Genomic DNA, 16,659 nt, shown 5'->3' with positions numbered 1-16,659 from the left:
GCCACACACAACGAGAAAATTCTGGAGGCGGTATGAAATGGAGAATCCTTTCGGTGCTCGCTCTTGCAGCACCGTTACTGGGGGCGTGCAGTGGTGGCGGCGGTAATGGCGACGGACCGGTGACGGAAGTTCGCCTGTGCCCTTCTTCGCTCGACTACAGCACGGTGTTCACGGGTGGCGGCGGTGACGGCGAACTGGCCAAGCTGCAGATGGACACGACCAAGATGACGTGGCAAGTCAGCTACATCGAGTCGCCGATCCCGGCGACCACCGGCACCGTCGCGCCTACGCGCGCCGGCCAGAGCGCAAGCGGCACGCTGACCCAGGAAACCCTGCTGCCGACCAACAAGCTCAATCAGTGTGCCTTCCGCCTGAACGGCGCAAGCCTCGACCCGAATCGTCCAGCGCGGATTTTTGTCGGCGAAGGCGTGGCCGGCGGCACGATTCCGGGCGCGGAAATCTCCTTCGCCGGGATTCTCGGCGTGGGCGCAGTGCCCGACACCAAGTTCCCGTACTACCCGTTTATCGGTTTCTCGTCGATTGAAACGAACCTCGCGAACGTGGCCGGCACCTACAACCAGCTCGGCTATCACCAGGTTCCGTCGCAAAACTTCGCGCCAGCCACGGTCGATTCGAAGATCACGATCAACGCGGACGGCACATGGACCGAGTGCGACAACTCCGGCGTCAATGCCGGCACGTGCCAGCAGCCGGGTACGAACTTCGTACAGTCGTCTGACGGCAGCGGTGCATTCGAAACCGACAAGTTCCAGGGCCAGGCCAAACCGACGCTCGCCACTACACCCAAGGCTCGCGGCTACATGATCATCGGCAAACTGCGCAACCAGGTGGTGCCGATCCTGGTGCGAACCGGCGCGGCGAACGCCTCGGTGACGACGCCGGTGAACGGTGAACTCGGGCCGTTTGCGGACGACGAATCGGGCATCTCGATTCTGGCGCCGCAGACCTCGGTCGCGCTGAACTCGCAAAACGGTGAGTACATCGGTGTGGATAGCCAATTCGACTATCGCACCACCGCGCTCGAAGGCACGCAGGCCACGCTGCTCGATCCGTTCAATGCATCGCAGGCATCGCTCGCGACGGCGCTGAATCTGAGCTTCACGCAGACCGTGCCGGGTGTGGTGACGACGACGCAAGTAGGCGCCTCGACCGGCACCACGCCGACCGGAAAGATGATCTTCACGGGCGGCGTGTTCGGCTACCTCGATCTGACCAACGCGGCCTCGCCGTACTTCACGATCGGCGCCTTCGTCCAGTAATGGGCGCAGCACGCGCCGCCGACCCGCAACGAGGCGTTCGTGTCCCGGCTGCTGCGCCCAGCAATGGCGCGGCAGCCGGCGTCCACCGAATATCCAGCGCACCGACCGGGCAGCCAGGCCGCCGTCGCTCGCCGCACGCGACGAACGCGACGCGCGCCTCAGGAGGAACAACATGAAAAAAATCTTTTTCGCGATACTTGGCGCCTGCCTGTCCGTCAGTGCGTACGCACAACACGCGGGCGACAACGTCGCCGTGCTCGGCTGGTTCCATGTCATGCCGCAGGATTCGAGCACGCCGCTGACCACCACCGTCGCTCCGACGCCGATCAATACGCCGCTGCGTCTGCCGGGCTCATTCACGTCTGCCGGCACCGGGTTGTCGACCAATACTGCCAATACCGCCGGCCTCGTATTCAGCCATTACGTCACCGATCACATCGCCGTGACGACAGTGGCGGGCATACCGCCGGTTTTCAAGCTCTACGGGCACGGCACCGTCAAGCCGCCGGGACCGGCGGGTGCGCTCGGTCAGCAGGATCTGGGCGATCCGCAGGCCAATCCGATCGTGAAGAGCGTGCGCCAGTGGAGCCCGGCGCTGCTGTTCCAGTACTACTTCAATGCGCCCACCGCGAAGTTCCGGCCGTTCTTGGGCGTCGGCGTGTCATATAACTGGTTCTCCGACGTTCAACTGAGCCAGAACTTCATAACATCGACGCAGAACAATCTGGGCGCGGTGCTGGCAGCGGGGGCGGGCAAACCGGGGCAAACGCAGGTGTCGGCGAAGGCGTCGTCGTCCTGGCAACCGGTGTTCAATGCGGGTCTCGCGTACAACATCACCGATCACTGGGGTCTCGTGGCATCGGTCACGTACATTCCGCTGAAAACCACGTCGTCGGTCATCGTCAAGGCGGCAGACGGCACGGAATTGAGTGTGTCGAAGGCGGAGCTAAGCGCCGATCCGATCATCTCGTTCCTAGCCGTCTCCTACAAGTTCTGAGTTCGGCGCAGACGCGACACAGCCGGCCCTCCCGTGGAGGGGGCCAGCCGGCTTTGTCTTATCTGGATGACGCTGGAAATTCAGGGCAAAAAAAAGCCCGCCTAAGTGGGCGGGCTGAATCCATATCAGAGGAGACATGGAGGAGACAAGACGAACTATAGCAAATAGTTTGGTGCGTCGCAACATGCAAATTAGGGTTGACCCTCGGTGTTGTATAGTTGCAACAAACTTTCAGCGCTTCGCGAGCGGCGTTGACTACCACTCGGGAACGCGCCGCTCGCCTAATGGCGCACCAGCGCCGACAGGCAGACGGCCATGGTCGCGCTGGCGCGGTGCAGGCCGTGCGGGGCGCCGTGCGTCGTCACCAGCAGCATGTTCGGACCGGGAATCGCGAAAACGACGAAAACAGTGGCGGCAAACAGCCACCAGGTATGCAGATTCATTAGGATCGGCCCCGAAAAGGATCGGGCGGCAATTATGCCCGCCCACACTTTAAAGCGCGCGCACGCAAGGACCGCTCCCGCTCAGCGCCCTGCCCGCCGCGCGGCTACCTGCCCCAGCACCGCGAAGTCTTTCTCGCCGTCGCCATGCGCTACTGCTTCGATCAGACTGTCACGCACAACACTCGCAACCGGCAACGGCGTGTTGACCGCATCAGCGGCCGCCAGCGCCAAACGCACGTCCTTCAATCCGAGGCGCGCCTTGAACAGCGCCGGCTCGTAGCGCTGTTCCGCGATCATCTTGCCGTAGCCCGAATAGACCGGTCCCGGGAACAGACCGCTCGTGATGACGTCGAGGAAATCCTGCATCGCGAGGCCGTGGCCGGTTACAAGCGTGGCGGCCTCGCCGAGCGTCTCGACGGCTGCGCCCAGCATGAAGTTGGCCGCGAGTTTCATCACGTTCGCCTGCTGCGGCAGCGAACCGATGCGCCAGGTTTTCTGGCCGATGGCGTCGAAAATCGGCTGTACGCGGTCGATCGACTCGGCCGGGCCACCAGCCACAATCGTCAGCTTGCCCGCCGCCGCGACGTCGGGGCGCCCCATCACCGGTGCGGCGACGTAATGGACGCCGCGCGAGGCGTGCGCCGTCGCCAGCTCCTCGGCCAGCGCCACCGAGATCGTCGCCATGTTCACGTGGATCAACCCGCGCGGGGCGTGCTCCAGCAGCGACGCGGTGAACACTTCGCGCAGCGCGGTATCGTCGGCAAGCATCGAGAACACGGCGTCGCCAGCAAACGCTTCAGCCGGCGTCGCGACGATCCGCGCACCGGCGTCGGCGAGCGGCTGCGCGCGTTCAGGCGAGCGGTTCCACACGCGCACCTGATGCCCGGCTTTCAAAATGTTTGCAACCATCGCGGCGCCCATCTCGCCGAGACCGATAAAACCGATGTCCATCTGTCGCTCCGTCTTCTAAAGAACTGGAAGTAAAGCACACCCATGCGACACGTGCAGGACAGCACGCAATTAACCACGGTGCGATACTGATGCGATGGTCACCGCGACATTCCGCTTCTACGAGGAGCTGAACGATTTTCTCGCCCGGCCCCTGCGCCGGCGCGCGTTCAGTTACGCCTGCGCGCACGGCGCCACCGCGAAACACATGATCGAAGTGCTCGGCGTGCCGCATACCGAGGTCGAACTCATTTTGGTGAACGGTGCGTCGGTCGGTTTCAATCACCCGCTGTCCGACGGCGATCGCATCGCCGTCTATCCGAAGTTTGAAGCGCTCGACATCCAGCCGCTATTGCGCGTGCGCGAACATCCGCTGCGCGTGGTGCGTTTCATTGCCGATGCGCATCTGGGCGGTCTCGCCCCGCTGCTGCGGCTCGCCGGCTTCGACACGCTCTACGACAACCACTATCCCGACGCCGATATCGAAGCGCTCGCCGCAGCACAACAGCGCATCGTGCTGACGCGCGACCGTGAGCTATTGAAACGCCGCACCATCACGCATGGCTGTTACGTACGAACGCTGCGGCCGCGCGAGCAATTGCGCGAAGTGTTTGAAAGGCTAGATCTGGCCGGCAGCGCGCAGCCGTTCCGTTTGTGCCTGATGTGCAACGCGCCGCTGCGGCGTATCGCCAAAGATGAAGTCGGCGACCGGGCACCCGATGGCGTGCTGGAACGGCATAACCAGTTCGTCACCTGCGACGTGTGCCGGCGCGTGTTCTGGGAAGGCACGCATTGGCAACGAATGCGTGCGCTGATGGACAGCGTGGCCGGCGCGCCGGAACGGCCCGCCTGAACACCGCTCGATGGCTCAAACTCCGCGTGGCCTGAGCACCGCGCCAACGCCGCTCGAGCGCGGAATCGCCGCCGCTGGCTCGACGCGCGGCGCGATGCGTACAATGCGGGATTACTTATCTGGCAGAGGCCTTCCGTATGGCGATGAAAAAGACCGACCTTGAAAAGAACAAGGCACTCAAGCTGAACAACGCGATGAAACTGTCGACCGCCGACCGCTTCGGCAAAGCCGCTGCCGCCGAGCCGAAGCTCGATCGCCGTGAACAGCGCAAGCTCGACCAGGCGCAAGGCCTCGTCGCGTTCGCCTGCAAGCTAAATGGCGACCTGGTCACAGAACTGAAAGAGCGAGCCGCCACGCATCCGGAAGGCATGACCGGACTGCTGAACGAGGTCATCAAGCGCGGCCTCGCGGGCTAGACATCTCCCAAATCCGCCGCCTAATACAAAAAGGCCAGAGCATCTGCTCTGGCCTTTTTGCTGGCGACGTTTAACCGGCACTGCGCTGCACTCGCCGACTAGCGGCGCGCAAAAGAGAACCGGCCGGGTTCGCCTGGCGAAACCAAGCGTGAGCTTAGTTTTGCGTGCCCTTGTCGTTCGTGCCGGCTGCCGAAGCTGCTGCAGCGACCGGGGCGCGCTTGCCGTGCGTCTTCAGCTTCTTGATGTGGTGCTTCTTCGGCGCGCTAGCAGCAGCTTCCGGCGCTGCTGCGTCCGATGCCTGTGCGAAAGCTTGAACGGAGACCAGCGCGATCGATGCGGCTGCGAGCGAGACGATAACTTTTTTCATGTGTTGTTCCCCAAACCTGGACGACTGAGTCAATGTGAATGAAATAGCTGCACGGTGAAGCAGACGGGGCTTGAGCCGCCTAACCGCTCCCCGCGGGAGAGTATTACGCAGCGTAGGCGGTTTGTCATGCGCAAAACTCGATATGTATTTTCCGGGAGACAACTCCCCTTCGAAAGGCATTCACTCATTAAGCATGCCATATCAGGGAGATTACCTAGCACCTCTCCTAGACCAGGTTTCGCAGCAAACTGGCGGTTTCCTGAAGGGTCGGCAGCACGCGATGCAGCGCGGCATTCGCCGACTCCTGGCCGATCGGCATGCTCACGCTGATCGCCGCCACGACCGAGCCATGCCGATCGCGCAACGGCACCGCAACACCGCGCATGCCCAACTCAAGTTGCTGATCGGTGACGACATAACCATCGCGGCGGATTTCGCCCAGCACTTCGCGCAAGCGCTCGATGGTCGAATATGTATGCGGCGTGAAAACCTTGATCTCATAGGACGCCAGCCACTGCTCGATGCTTTCCTGCGCCTGGAAGGCCAGCAGGACCAAACCCGCGGACGACAACGGCGCGCTCGCCCGCGAGCCCAGCACGAAACCGACCGCCATCGCCCGGTTCACGCCGTTGCGTGCAACATAGACCACGTCGTGTTCGTCGAGAATCGCGACCAACGCGGTTTCCTGCACGGTCGCGGTGATGCGTTGAAGAAACGGCTGCACAGTGCGCGGCAAGCGCGCCGAATCCAGATACGATTGGCCGAGCCGCAATACGCGCGGCGCGAGCCAGAACAGCTTGCCATCGGTATCCACATAGCCGAGTTCGCGCAGCGTCAGCAGATAACGGCGCGCCGCCGTACGCGAGAGCCCGGCGCGGGCGGCCACCATGGTCGGCGTCATGCGCGCGTGCTCTTCGTCGAATGCTTCGATGATCGCCAGCGCCTTGGCGGCTCCCGCGATCCAGTCTTTCTCGTCCATTGCGTCTGCCTGAAAGTCAGTCGGCCCGGTGAGTGAGTGATGTCTTGAGTCGTCTGGCTATTGCGCGATTATCGCGCGAATCGGGCACCGCATAACCGGCCGCGAGCGACGGCCGCACCACGACCAGCGGCAAGTGCGGATACGTGCTGCACAGCAAGCGTTCGACTTCCGCGAACTCCGTGCAGGAACGTCAGATCGTCGAAACATCGATCCGGATAGAATCGGCGCTTGATCGTGGAGACCGCCGATATGAACGAAGCCCCCTCAAGACCAGCGTGCTGCTGATCGAGGACGACGGCCCCCGGCATTCCACTTGTCGACCGCGGCCGCGTATTCGAACCGTTTCACCGGCTCGATTGCCGCCGTGAACGTCTTGTTAGAACAACCGAACTCGAAAAACTGCCTTTGAAACCTGACACACGCCAACACCTGCGCGCCAATCTGCTGATGCTGATCGCGGCCGTGATCTGGGGCTCCGCATTCGTCGCACAGCGCCTGAGCCTCGATGCGATCGGACCGTTTCTGTTTACCGGACTGCGTTTCCTGCTCGGCGCGCTGGTCGTGCTGACAATGATCGTCTGCGTGCGGCGCTCCGCGCTTGCGGAATTGTCGAGGCGCGAACCCGGCGGCGCACGCGAACTGCTCGGTGCCGGCGTCCTGCTCGGCGTCGTGCTGTCCGCGTCGATTTCGCTGCAGCAGATCGGCCTGCAATACACGAAGGTTGCTAACGCCGGCTTCATCAGTTCGTTGTATGTGGTGCTTGTGCCACTGCTTGGCGTGCTGTTTCGTCATCAAACGGAATTCGGCACGTGGCTCGGTGCGACGCTCGCTGCGCTCGGCATGTACTTTCTGAGCGTCAACGAGCACTTCTCGATCCTGTACGGCGACTGGTATCAGCTTGCCGGCGCGTTGGTGATTTCCGTACAGATGATGCTGGTGGGCCGCTTCGCGCAGCGGCACGACACACTCATGCTGGCGCTCGTGCAGTTCGTGACTTGCGGGCTCGCCTGTCTGGCCGTCGGCCTCGTGATCGAGCCGGTCAGTCTCGCGGTGATCGAGCGGGCCGCGCCGACGATTCTGTACGGCGGAGCACTGTCGGTGGGCATCGCTTATACGATTCAGGTGGTAGCGCAAAAGTACGCAGCACCCTCGCATGCCGCGGTGATCTTCAGTATGGAAGGTGTTTTCGCCGCGCTCGCCGGGTGGCTTGTACTCGGCGAAACACTGTCGGCGCGCGCGCTATTCGGATGCGCGCTCATGCTCACCGGTTTGATCGTGTGCCAGGTGATGCCTGCCCGGCGGCACAGGAGCGAACGGGATAGCTTGCCTCACGCTTCGTGAAGGTTTAGCGAGTCGCCCGTGTCACCGCCTCAGCTAAGCGGCGCGCGGCTGCGCGAACATCTTGGGCGTATCGGCGGTGGGTGGAAACACGCACCAGCAGCCGTCGTCGTGACGAAAGAAAAAGAGACCGCGCGATCCGGCTCCGAGAGAGGTCTCTACGCGCACATAACGCCTGCCACCCAGACGCGTACGGCTGAATTCGGTAACGTGAACCGGAACGGCAGGCCCCGGCGCCAGCCATTTCTCGACCAGAAAACGCAGCGATTGTTCGCTTGCGGCTCTCATGATCCGCTCCGGGCAGGCTTGTCGTGACTCGCCTCGCGTGCGGCCTCGTTGTTTTCGTCGCTATCGACGCCATCGTCGTCATGCTCGGAGGATGCGAGAGATATGGCCCGGTTAGTGGCCGCCGCCCGCAGCGTCGTGCAGTGGCTGGCATGTCTGATATCCGAGAGAAGACGGACTAGCTGTCGTGCTGTTCTGCGTTTCATTGCACCCCCCCGCACTGCACCAATAACTTCATAAAACACTTTAACTCTATGCCTGGATAGGGCGTTGCTGAAATGGTTTTGACTAAATAGCAACAGTTGCGCTTGCAAAAAAATAGACGCAATCTTTGTACCTTCCAGTTTCAATGTGCGCGTTCGGAGGGACTCCGTCTGTACGGTGGCGAGCGGATCGCATCGACGAAAAAAATCTGATCCGCCACCCCGCCGCATAGGGCTGGATGCGCAAGTTATCCACAATTGCCTATGAATAACTTCGGGATAGCGCACCGGACAGCCTGTGTGCGAAATCTTGATAAGCCGCGGCGCGAGGCAAGCTCAGTCAAAGTTATCCCAGCTTTGTAGTTTTTCTACAGATGTGTTCCGCAGGGTTATGGTTTTCGCATGACATTGATGTGACAGGGGATTTGAGAGTTATCCACAGAACGGGTTAACCCTTGTTAACTACTACTACATACATATACATATAAAGTAAAAGACATAGGATAAGCACCGCTGCGTGATGAGATCGAAGGCTGATCAGGTCTTGATCAGCCTGAACCGCACCAGCATCGATCGATGCTTCACGGCGCCACGCTGGTTCCACTTGCCGGTTGCAGCGAAGCAGCCTTGTCGATTGCGTCAGGCATCTCGGAGAGAGGCGCTGGAGTCGGCGCTTGGACCGGCACCGGCAACATGCGCGTCTCGATGCGGCTGTTCGCAACCGGCTGCGTACGCACCACCGTCTGTAAATAATGATCGACGAGTCCGAAGAAGCGATCGTAGAACTTGCCCGACGGAATGGTTTCACTCGAAATTTTGACCATCGCGTCGCTGTTCGAGCGGATCGGCAACGACAACGAACCCAGCACGCTTAGCCCGACGCTCGCCGACGTATCGCTTTTCTTCAGCGCAAAGCCGTTTTGCACAGCATTGACGTAAACGATGCTCGTGTCGCTCGCCTCTTCTCCCGGCGTACACACCACATGAAACTCGACGACGATGTGTGTATCGCCGGTCGGTTGGAAGTTTTTCGTTCCGTCGACGGTATCGGTGCCCGTCATCGTCGTCAGATAACCCTGACTCAGCAGCGCGCGGCGTGCCGCTTCGCAGGTATCCGTGGTGCTCGAGTTGAAGTTTCGGGCGTAAGGGCTCGCGCCCGTTTCGAACAATTCCTGCTGGAATTTCGGCTGCGGGGCACCGCTGCAAGCGGCAAGTGTCAGCAAACCGAGAAGCGAAGCGGCAGTGGCTTTGGAAAACGAGGTGGACATGGTCGATCGGAAGAGGCGCGGCGTGAGCTCGAATGGGGAATGCATTGTAGAGCGGTTGCCAGGTGTGCGAAAAAAGCGCGCAGCGCGTGCCCCACGCCGCCTTACGCGACGCGACGACTCGATCCGCGGCTTCAGTGCGGGAGCACGACAAAGAGGAAAAATAAGAGGAAGCTGCCGCTCAGTGCGCCGTTGCAGGCGATGCGCTTTGCAACGCCGCCGCGCCGTTCACGCCGGGTGCGTTGGCGGCCGGTATCGCAAAAGCGTCGGCCCAGTTGCCCGGCGCCGGGCAACGGTCGGCCTCGCACATCCTGTCTAGTGCGTCCGGACGCGAGGCGACGTCTTGCGGCCCGGCGACGTCGGCGAAATCTTCAATGCGCAAGCTCACCTTCTTCGCGTATGCCTGCGATCCGCCGTAGTTCTTGAGCGCCGCGTTCATGTCGCCGTTCGCCGAGCGCATGTAGCCGTACAGGATCGCCGAACCCACTTCGATGTTGGCGGTCGGCTCAGTGAGGTCCTTGACGTTCCTCAGCAGCCCGCGATGGGAGCCCGGCACCACCTGCATCAACCCGGTCGCGCCGTTGGCGCCCTTGGCCTTTTCCTTGAAGCGGGATTCGATCGAGATGATTGCCAGCAGCAGGGCCGGCGGCAGCGAATATTTCGAAGCGGCGGACTGCACCGCATCCGAAATCTTTTGAGCCTTTTCTTTTGCCAAACCGAATTTCTGCGTCAGATACGCGGCCATGCGGTCATTGTTTTCGTCGGCCGTTGCGGTTTGCATCAGGCCGAGCGAAAGCACGATCAGGCAAAGTAACCGGCTCATAGCGGAGGACGGAAAAGAAAGGGCATTCGCGCATTATAGCTCTGCCCCCAAATGAGGCAGCCGAACGGCCCAAATTCGTCTGATCAAAAGCGGTCGAACGGCGCGGCCGCGAGGTTGACTTCGAACCCTTCGGCTTGAGAACGTAATCGTCGTTCAGCGTGGCGAGGAATGCGCCGCGCGCCCAGGGCCTGGAAGTTGAAGTCGGTGAAAAAGCGGATGCGAGCCGTCGCCACCGGATCGATCGATGTGGCAGGAGGCGCAATTGCCGTCCGCCGGATTGTCGAACAGTTTCTTGCCTCTTAACCAATGTGCCGTTAGTTGCAATTTTACGTCGAAGCAGTCATCGAACTTACTGGTGTACGGATGAAAGCTCGGGTCTTCGAGTTCGAAGCGCTCGATGGCATACATCGCCTGAGCGAACGCCTTGTCAGGGTCGGTGAATACGGGGGCCAAGCTAGCTGCGACCCCTCGCCCTCATTGCGTATAGCGGCGATGCAAGGCTGCCGCCACCTCGGCGAAACGGGCGCGCAACTCGGGCGGCGCCAGCACGTCGGCCTCGGTGCCGAAGCGCAGCAGTTCCGCGCATGCCTGCCTGATCGAGCCAACCGGCAGTGTGACCGTGCGCCAGCCGTCGGCCGGATCCGGTTCGCTGATTTTCGCGGCTGAGCGTGCAAACGGCGAGGTAAAGACCTCAAGCATCGGCGAACCAGGCGGGGGCGTCGAGGTGAAAACGCGAGCGCATGCGCTCCGCGGTCGAGCGCAATTCGACCGGCAGCGCGGCAAGCAACTTGGTTTGCGCGCCGGCCATCACGGCGCCGAGACCAAGTGCCTGCACCGGTCCAGGCAAACCCGCGAGGAACAACGCCTCCGCTTCCTGCGACGACAGACCGTTCAGACGCGTTCGGTATCCGTCTAGCAGCCGATAGCCACCTTCCGCACCACGTTCGCTCTGGACGGGGACACCTGCGGCGCTCAAGGCGTCAATGTCGCGATAGATGGTGCGCAGCGAAACCGCGCATTCGTCGGCGAGCGACTGCGCGCTCACGCGTCCGCGCGCTTGCAAGGTCATCAGGATGGAAAGGAGGCGGCTGGCTCTCATCCGGACAAGTGTAGTCATACCTGACACAAGCTGACAGGTATAGGCGCTTAGGATGGAGGCATCCGACGCCTGTTGGACGCTGGCTTTTCCAACGAGACGCTCACTCAGGAGGCTCCCGCCATGACCACCGACCGCACGATCACCCTGTTCCACTCACCGCAAAGCCGCTCGGAACATTGACGAGCCAGCTGCAGGCGTCGCTTTATTTGCTTGGGGACAGGATGTCGGCCGCGGATATCCTGTGGGGCATCGCTCTGTATTGGGGAGTGATGTTCAAGCTGGTGCCCGAGACGCCGGTCGTGCTCGAGTATGCGCAGCGCATCTGCTCGCGGCCAAGCTTCCTGCAGGTGAGCGAGCGGGATGTTGCGCTGGCGGCCGAGCATGAGGCTGCGGTCAAAGCCGCCGGATGACGCTGGCTGCAGGGCCCGCTGATATGGTCCAGGACGCGGTATGCAGGCGCCGGTTGCCAGCTGAACGGGCACCCGGTTCACCGCGCCGGAATTTGAGACAATGAGGGCCGCCGGTGAATGCCTTCCCGGGACAACTGGGCGTGCCTTGGCCTTTCCAGCAGGTGCCGGCCCACTGAACAAGCGATGTTTTCAGGTATGAGCAAGACCCTATTCATTCCCAGCGTCCCCGCGACGTCGGAAGAAGACTTTGAAGTGTCGGCGACGTCGAAACTGGCCGGCTACCGGCGTTTCTTCGGCGTGTTGAAAGTGGTTCGAACCACCGACGGCCGCGTGCTGTTCCCGTTCGACGGCGCGCCGGAACTTGGACCTTACCCGACCAAGCTGGAAGCCATCGCGGCGGCGCAGGTGTACGGCGAGCACATCGTGATCAGCGACCTGGCGCGTCCGGAGTTGTAAGAGCAGACGCGTGGCTGGGGTTGGGTTGCTCAGGTTGATCGAGGCAAAAGAACGGCCGCCCGCAGGCGACCGTTTTTTCAGCGTGAAGAAGCTAGCGATAGCGGCCTATCAGCCTCACTCCACCGTAACCGACTTCGCCAGGTTCCGCGGCTTATCCACATCCGTACCACGCGCACACGCCGTGTGATACGCCAGCAACTGCAGCGGCACCACGTGCAGAATCGGCGACAGCAAGCCGTAGTGCTCCGGCATCCGGATCACGTGCAGACCTTCATCATTCACGATCTTCGTATCCGCATCCGCAAACACATAAAGCTGACCGCCCCGCGCGCGCACTTCCTGAATATTCGACTTCAGTTTCTCCAGCAACGCATCATTCGGCGCCACCGTCACCACCGGCATCGCTTCAGTCACGAGCGCCAACGGGCCATGCTTCAACTCGCCAGCCGGATACGCTTCCGCGTGGATATAGGAAATCTCCTTGAGTTTCAGCGCGCCCTCGAGTGCGATCGGATAATGCAGGCCGCGCCCGAGGAACAACGCATGTTCCTTGCGCGAGAACTCTTCCGACCACGCGATGATCTGCGGCTCCAGCGCCAGCACACTATTCAACGCCGCCGGCAAGTGGCGCAGCAGTTTCAGATACTCGGCTTCCTGCTCCGCGCTCACCTGCCCACGCAGCTTCCCAAGCGTCGCGGCCAGCACGAACAGCGCAACCAGTTGCGTCGTGAACGCCTTGGTCGACGCCACGCCGATCTCGCGACCCGCATGGGTCAGGAACGACAATTCCGTCTGGCGCACCATCGCGCTCGTGCCGACGTTGCATACCGCCAGCGTATGTTTATGCCCCAGCGACTGCGCATGCTTGAGCGCCGCCAGCGTGTCGGCCGTTTCGCCCGACTGCGAGATCACCACCACCAGCGACTTCGGATTCGGCACCGACTCGCGATAGCGATACTCGCTGGCAATTTCCACCTGGGTCGGGATCTTCGCGACCGACTCCAGCCAATACTTCGCGGTCAGCCCCGAGTAGTAGCTCGTGCCGCACGCCAGAATCAGCAGGTTGTCGATGTCCGCGAACACTTTGTCGGCGCCTTCGCCGAATAGCGACGCGTCGAACGAATCGCCTTGCGGGATCGTGTCGGTAATCGCACGCGGCTGCTCGAAAATTTCCTTCTGCATGAAGTGACGATACGGGCCGAGTTCGACCGCGCCGCCATACGCCGCGACCTGGCGCACTTCGCGCTGCACTTCATAGCCGTCACGATCGGCAATACGCACGCCCTCGAGCGACAGTTCGCAGACGTCGCCTTCCTCGAGGAAGATGAAGCGTTCGGTGCTGCCAGCAAGCGCCAGCGCATCCGAAGCGAGGAAGTTCTCACCGTTGCCGAGCCCCACCACCAGCGGCGAACCTTGCCGTGCGCCGACCACCGTATGCGGCTGATCCTTATGCAGCACCGCGATCGCGTACGCGCCGTGCAATTGCCCGACGGCTTCACGCACCGCAGCGAACAGATCGCCGCGATACAGGCTGTGAATCAAGTGAGCGATAACCTCTGTATCGGTCTGCGAGACAAATGTATAACCCTTGCCCCGCAGAATTTCTCGCAGTGATTCGTAGTTTTCGATGATACCGTTGTGTACCAACGCGAGTTCGTCTTTCGAGAAGATCGGGTGGGCGTTGTCGGTCACCGGCGCGCCGTGCGTCGCCCAGCGCGTATGCGCGATACCCGTGATGCCTTCAAGGTGGCTTTGGTGCACCTGCTCGTCCAGATCGGCAACGCGCGCCACGCTGCGCGCACGCCGCGGCCCGCTGTTGCCGAGCACGGCCACGCCGCACGAATCGTAGCCGCGATATTCGAGGCGACGCAGTCCTTCGATCAGGACGGAAACGATATTACGTTGCGCAACCGCGCCGACAATGCCACACATGGCTTATTCCTTTTCAGTGCTGGGTTTCAGGGAGCGCGCTCCGCGCGCGCGTCACGCCCATCAACTTTTCTTCTTGGCTGGGCGTACATAGCCCGGCTTGCTTGTTTGAGTCTTATCGTTCAGGACCAGCATGTCTTCTTCGACATCCTTCCAGACCGTTGTGCCCGCCGCGATCGTCACGCCGCGCTTCACGCGCACTGGTGCAACGAGTTGCGTGTCGGAGCCGACAAACACGTCGTCTTCGATAATCGTGCGGAATTTGTTCGCGCCGTCGTAGTTACAGGTGATGGTACCCGCACCGATATTCACGCGCGCCCCGATATCCGCATCGCCGATATACGTGAGATGGTTCGCCTTCGAGCCATGACCGAGCACCGCGTTCTTCACCTCGACGAAGTTGCCGACATGCGACTCGTCCTGCAATGACGCGCCCGGACGCAGCCGTGCGTAGGGGCCGAGCACGACGTTCGCACCGACTTCGGCACCTTCGAGGTGCGTGAACGCGTCGATACGCGTACCGGCGCCGATCGTCGCATTGCGGATCACACAGTTCGGCCCGACGATCACGTTGTCGGCCAAGGTAACGCGGCCCTCGAACACGCAGTTCACGTCGATCGACACGTCGCGGCCGCATTCGAGCGTGCCGCGCACGTCGAGGCGAGCCGGATCGGCAAGCGTGACGCCCGCAACCAGCAGCGCCTCGGCGACATTGTGCTGGTGAATCCGTTCGAGTTCGGCAAGCTGCTGCTTGCTGTTCACGCCGAGCGTTTCCCACTCTTCGTCGGGCTGGGTGGTGACCACTTCGAGTCCCGCTTCGATCGCCATCTCGACCGCGTCGGTCAGGTAAAACTCGCCTTGCGCGTTGTCGTTCTTCAACGCGGCGAGCCAGCCGCCAAGGCGCCCGGTCGGCGCGACGATGATGCCGGTGTTGATCTCGGCGATCTTGAGCTGCTCGGGCGTGGCGTCTTTCTGTTCGACGATGCGCGACACCTTGCCGTGCTGATCGCGCACGATGCGGCCGTAGCCGCTGGGGTGGCCGAGCGTGACGGTGAGCACGCCGTAGCCGCCCTGGCCCGCGCGATCGGTCAGCGCCTGCAGCGTGCTGGCGCGCGTGAGCGGCACATCGCCGTACAGCACCAGTGTGGGTTCGGACGGATCGAGCAATGGCAGCGCCTGCTGCACTGCGTGGCCTGTGCCGAGTTGCTGCTCCTGCGCGGCGAACTGGACGTCTGGTGCCGCTACCGCTTGACGCACAGCTTCGGCGCCATGACCGACCACCACGACCAGACGCTTGGGTTTGAGCGCGCGTGCAGTGTCGATGACATGAGCGAGGAGCGGCCGGCCGGCCAGGGGATGGAGCACCTTGGGAAGCGCGGACCGCATGCGCTTGCCGGTGCCTGCCGCCAAAATCACGATGTTCATGGCGTCGGCAATAAGACGAGTTTGGAGCCGACGATTCTATCATGCAGCTCATGACGACAAAGGCCGCTTGCGCGGCCTCAGAGTGGGCAAAAACGCGGGAAATCGCGCACTTCTCGCAGGTTTTCCGCGTGTCTCTGCGCCCCTCACATATCGTCGAACTGGACGATCGAAATCGGCTTCGCTCCGTTGAACGGCGTGCCGTCGCCGGCATCGGTCGAACACGGCTCTTCGTCGAAGGCGATATCGCCTTGCGGATCGGCCTCGCCGCTTGCACGCAGGCCGGCGAACGGGAACAGCTTGTGATCCATCAGATGCGACGGCACGATGTTCGACAACGCATTGAACATGTTCTCGATGCGGCCCGGGAAGCGCTTCTCCCAATCGCGGATCAGCGCCTTCATTTCCGCGCGTTTCAGGTTCGGCTGGCTGCCGCACAGGTTGCACGGAATGATCGGGAATTCGCGCAGCTCCGCGTACTTTTCCAGATCGGTTTCCTTCACGTAGGCGAGCGGGCGGATCACGATGTTCTTGCCGTCGTCCGATTGCAGCTTGGGCGGCATGCCCTTCAGCTTGCCGCCGTAGAACATGTTCAGCAGCAGCGTTTGCAGGATGTCGTCGCGATGATGGCCAAGCGCGATCTTGGTCGCGCCGAGTTCGCCCGCCACGCGATACAGAATGCCGCGACGCAGCCGCGAGCACAGCGAGCAGGTGGTCTTGCCTTCCGGCACCAGCCGCTTGACGATGCTGTAGGTGTCCTGGTTCTCGATGTGAAACGGAATGTCGAGTTGTTTCAGGTATTCGGGCAGCACATGCTCCGGAAAACCCGGCTGCTTCTGGTCGAGGTTCACCGCGACGATGTCGAAGTTGATCGGCGCGCGCTCGCGCAACCGCATCAGGATTTCGAGCATCGCGTAGCTATCCTTGCCGCCCGACAGGCAGACCATCACCTTGTCGCCTTCCTCGATCATGTTGAAGTCGCCGATCGCCTCGCCGACCTGGCGCGCGAGCCGCTTGAACAGCTTGTTGTTCTCGTAGGCTTCTTTTTGCTCGCGGCGCGTGAGCGGTGCTTTGCCCGCTGGGATGTGCGCGGCCTGCGCCGCCTCGGGGGCCGCGGTGCCGTTCAGGACTTCCTGGGCATTCATG

19 protein-coding genes and 1 pseudogene are annotated in these 16,659 nt (G+C 61.9%); 7 read left to right on the top strand and 13 right to left on the bottom strand.

All coding sequences use genetic code 11. The features are described 5' to 3' along the window. Positions 1-32 precede the first annotated feature (32 nt). Both P3T22_RS28530 and P3T22_RS28525 read left to right on the top strand, forming a co-directional pair. Positions 33-1,280 carry a DUF2957 domain-containing protein gene (locus P3T22_RS28530; RefSeq protein WP_429326764.1) on the top strand — a complete coding sequence of 416 codons (1,248 nt, stop codon included), beginning with the start codon at positions 33-35 and terminating at the stop codon, positions 1,278-1,280. A 172-nt stretch (positions 1,281-1,452) separates the two neighbouring features. After that, entirely contained in the window at positions 1,453-2,277 is an 825-nt protein-coding gene (locus P3T22_RS28525) for an OmpW/AlkL family protein (protein ID WP_429326763.1), read from the top strand. A 290-nt stretch (positions 2,278-2,567) separates the two neighbouring features. Here the strand turns inward: P3T22_RS28525 and P3T22_RS28520 are convergent. Next, positions 2,568-2,720, bottom strand: a pseudogene (locus P3T22_RS28520) (LysE family translocator); the annotation flags it as partial. An 81-nt stretch (positions 2,721-2,801) separates the two neighbouring features. Further along, a complete protein-coding gene (locus P3T22_RS28515) occupies positions 2,802-3,671 on the bottom strand; it encodes an NAD(P)-dependent oxidoreductase (protein ID WP_063497559.1) in 870 nt (289 codons plus the stop codon). A gap of 94 nt (positions 3,672-3,765) precedes the next feature. Here P3T22_RS28515 and P3T22_RS28510 point away from each other — a divergent pair, with 94 nt between their 5' ends. Both P3T22_RS28510 and P3T22_RS28505 read left to right on the top strand, forming a co-directional pair. Continuing rightward, entirely contained in the window at positions 3,766-4,521 is a 756-nt protein-coding gene (locus P3T22_RS28510; RefSeq protein WP_429326762.1) for a Mut7-C RNAse domain-containing protein, read from the top strand. Between the two features lie 137 nt (positions 4,522-4,658). Beyond that, the gene (locus P3T22_RS28505; protein WP_012434605.1) at positions 4,659-4,937 is read left to right on the top strand and encodes a hypothetical protein; all 279 of its coding nucleotides are present in this window, start codon (positions 4,659-4,661) and stop codon (positions 4,935-4,937) included. A gap of 154 nt (positions 4,938-5,091) precedes the next feature. Here P3T22_RS28505 and P3T22_RS28500 read toward each other — a convergent pair whose 3' ends face one another. Further along, the gene (locus P3T22_RS28500) at positions 5,092-5,304 is read right to left on the bottom strand and encodes a hypothetical protein (RefSeq protein WP_063497561.1); all 213 of its coding nucleotides are present in this window, start codon (positions 5,302-5,304) and stop codon (positions 5,092-5,094) included. A gap of 226 nt (positions 5,305-5,530) precedes the next feature. Continuing rightward, a complete protein-coding gene (locus tag P3T22_RS28495; RefSeq protein ID WP_063497562.1) occupies positions 5,531-6,283 on the bottom strand; it encodes an IclR family transcriptional regulator domain-containing protein in 753 nt (250 codons plus the stop codon). 405 nt (positions 6,284-6,688) lie between these two features. On the opposite strand from P3T22_RS28495, the gene P3T22_RS28490 reads away from it, so the two are divergent. Then, positions 6,689-7,624, top strand: coding sequence for a DMT family transporter (locus tag P3T22_RS28490; RefSeq protein ID WP_063497563.1), 936 nt, complete (start codon positions 6,689-6,691; stop codon positions 7,622-7,624). Between the two features lie 33 nt (positions 7,625-7,657). On the opposite strand, the gene P3T22_RS28485 is transcribed toward P3T22_RS28490, so the two are convergent. From P3T22_RS28485 to P3T22_RS28460, 6 genes are all read right to left on the bottom strand, one after another. Next, complete coding sequence (locus P3T22_RS28485; RefSeq protein ID WP_429326761.1) at positions 7,658-7,909, bottom strand: hypothetical protein; 252 nt, start codon at positions 7,907-7,909, stop codon at positions 7,658-7,660. Positions 7,910-8,690: 781 nt separating this feature from the next. Then, on the bottom strand, positions 8,691-9,377 hold the full coding sequence (locus P3T22_RS28480; protein ID WP_429326760.1) for a DUF2242 domain-containing protein: 687 nt from the start codon (positions 9,375-9,377) through the stop codon (positions 8,691-8,693). Between the two features lie 178 nt (positions 9,378-9,555). Next, positions 9,556-10,197, bottom strand: coding sequence for a transglycosylase SLT domain-containing protein (locus P3T22_RS28475; protein WP_063497565.1), 642 nt, complete (start codon positions 10,195-10,197; stop codon positions 9,556-9,558). A gap of 153 nt (positions 10,198-10,350) precedes the next feature. Further along, a complete protein-coding gene (locus tag P3T22_RS28470; protein ID WP_429326759.1) occupies positions 10,351-10,650 on the bottom strand; it encodes a hypothetical protein in 300 nt (99 codons plus the stop codon). A 21-nt stretch (positions 10,651-10,671) separates the two neighbouring features. Further along, a complete protein-coding gene (locus tag P3T22_RS28465) occupies positions 10,672-10,896 on the bottom strand; it encodes a WYL domain-containing protein (RefSeq protein ID WP_429326758.1) in 225 nt (74 codons plus the stop codon). Continuing rightward, the gene (locus tag P3T22_RS28460; RefSeq protein WP_429326757.1) at positions 10,889-11,314 is read right to left on the bottom strand and encodes a helix-turn-helix transcriptional regulator; all 426 of its coding nucleotides are present in this window, start codon (positions 11,312-11,314) and stop codon (positions 10,889-10,891) included. The genes P3T22_RS28465 and P3T22_RS28460 overlap by 8 nt, the downstream gene beginning before the upstream one ends. Positions 11,315-11,316: 2 nt before the next feature. Here P3T22_RS28460 and P3T22_RS28455 point away from each other — a divergent pair, with 2 nt between their 5' ends. After that, complete coding sequence (locus P3T22_RS28455) at positions 11,317-11,706, top strand: glutathione binding-like protein (RefSeq protein ID WP_429326781.1); 390 nt, start codon at positions 11,317-11,319, stop codon at positions 11,704-11,706. Between the two features lie 195 nt (positions 11,707-11,901). After that, positions 11,902-12,162: a DUF6723 family protein gene (locus tag P3T22_RS28450; RefSeq protein ID WP_429326756.1), complete on the top strand. Its 261-nt coding sequence runs from the start codon at positions 11,902-11,904 to the stop codon at positions 12,160-12,162. A 114-nt stretch (positions 12,163-12,276) separates the two neighbouring features. On the opposite strand, the gene glmS is transcribed toward P3T22_RS28450, so the two are convergent. The 3 genes from glmS to ttcA all read right to left on the bottom strand — a co-directional run bounded on the left by glmS (position 12,277) and on the right by ttcA (position 16,658). Continuing rightward, complete coding sequence (gene glmS, locus P3T22_RS28445) at positions 12,277-14,094, bottom strand: glutamine--fructose-6-phosphate transaminase (isomerizing) (RefSeq protein ID WP_429326755.1); 1,818 nt, start codon at positions 14,092-14,094, stop codon at positions 12,277-12,279. A gap of 60 nt (positions 14,095-14,154) precedes the next feature. Next, entirely contained in the window at positions 14,155-15,516 is a 1,362-nt protein-coding gene (glmU, locus tag P3T22_RS28440) for a bifunctional UDP-N-acetylglucosamine diphosphorylase/glucosamine-1-phosphate N-acetyltransferase GlmU (RefSeq protein ID WP_429326754.1), read from the bottom strand. A 143-nt stretch (positions 15,517-15,659) separates the two neighbouring features. Then, positions 15,660-16,658 carry a tRNA 2-thiocytidine(32) synthetase TtcA gene (gene ttcA / locus P3T22_RS28435; protein WP_429326753.1) on the bottom strand — a complete coding sequence of 333 codons (999 nt, stop codon included), beginning with the start codon at positions 16,656-16,658 and terminating at the stop codon, positions 15,660-15,662. Position 16,659 lies beyond the last annotated feature (1 nt).

Source organism: Paraburkholderia sp. GAS348, from assembly GCF_050434205.1.
GTDB lineage: Bacteria > Pseudomonadota > Gammaproteobacteria > Burkholderiales > Burkholderiaceae > Paraburkholderia.
The sequence above is the reverse complement of the archived record's forward strand: the minus strand, read 5'-3'. Positions and strand labels throughout refer to the sequence as shown.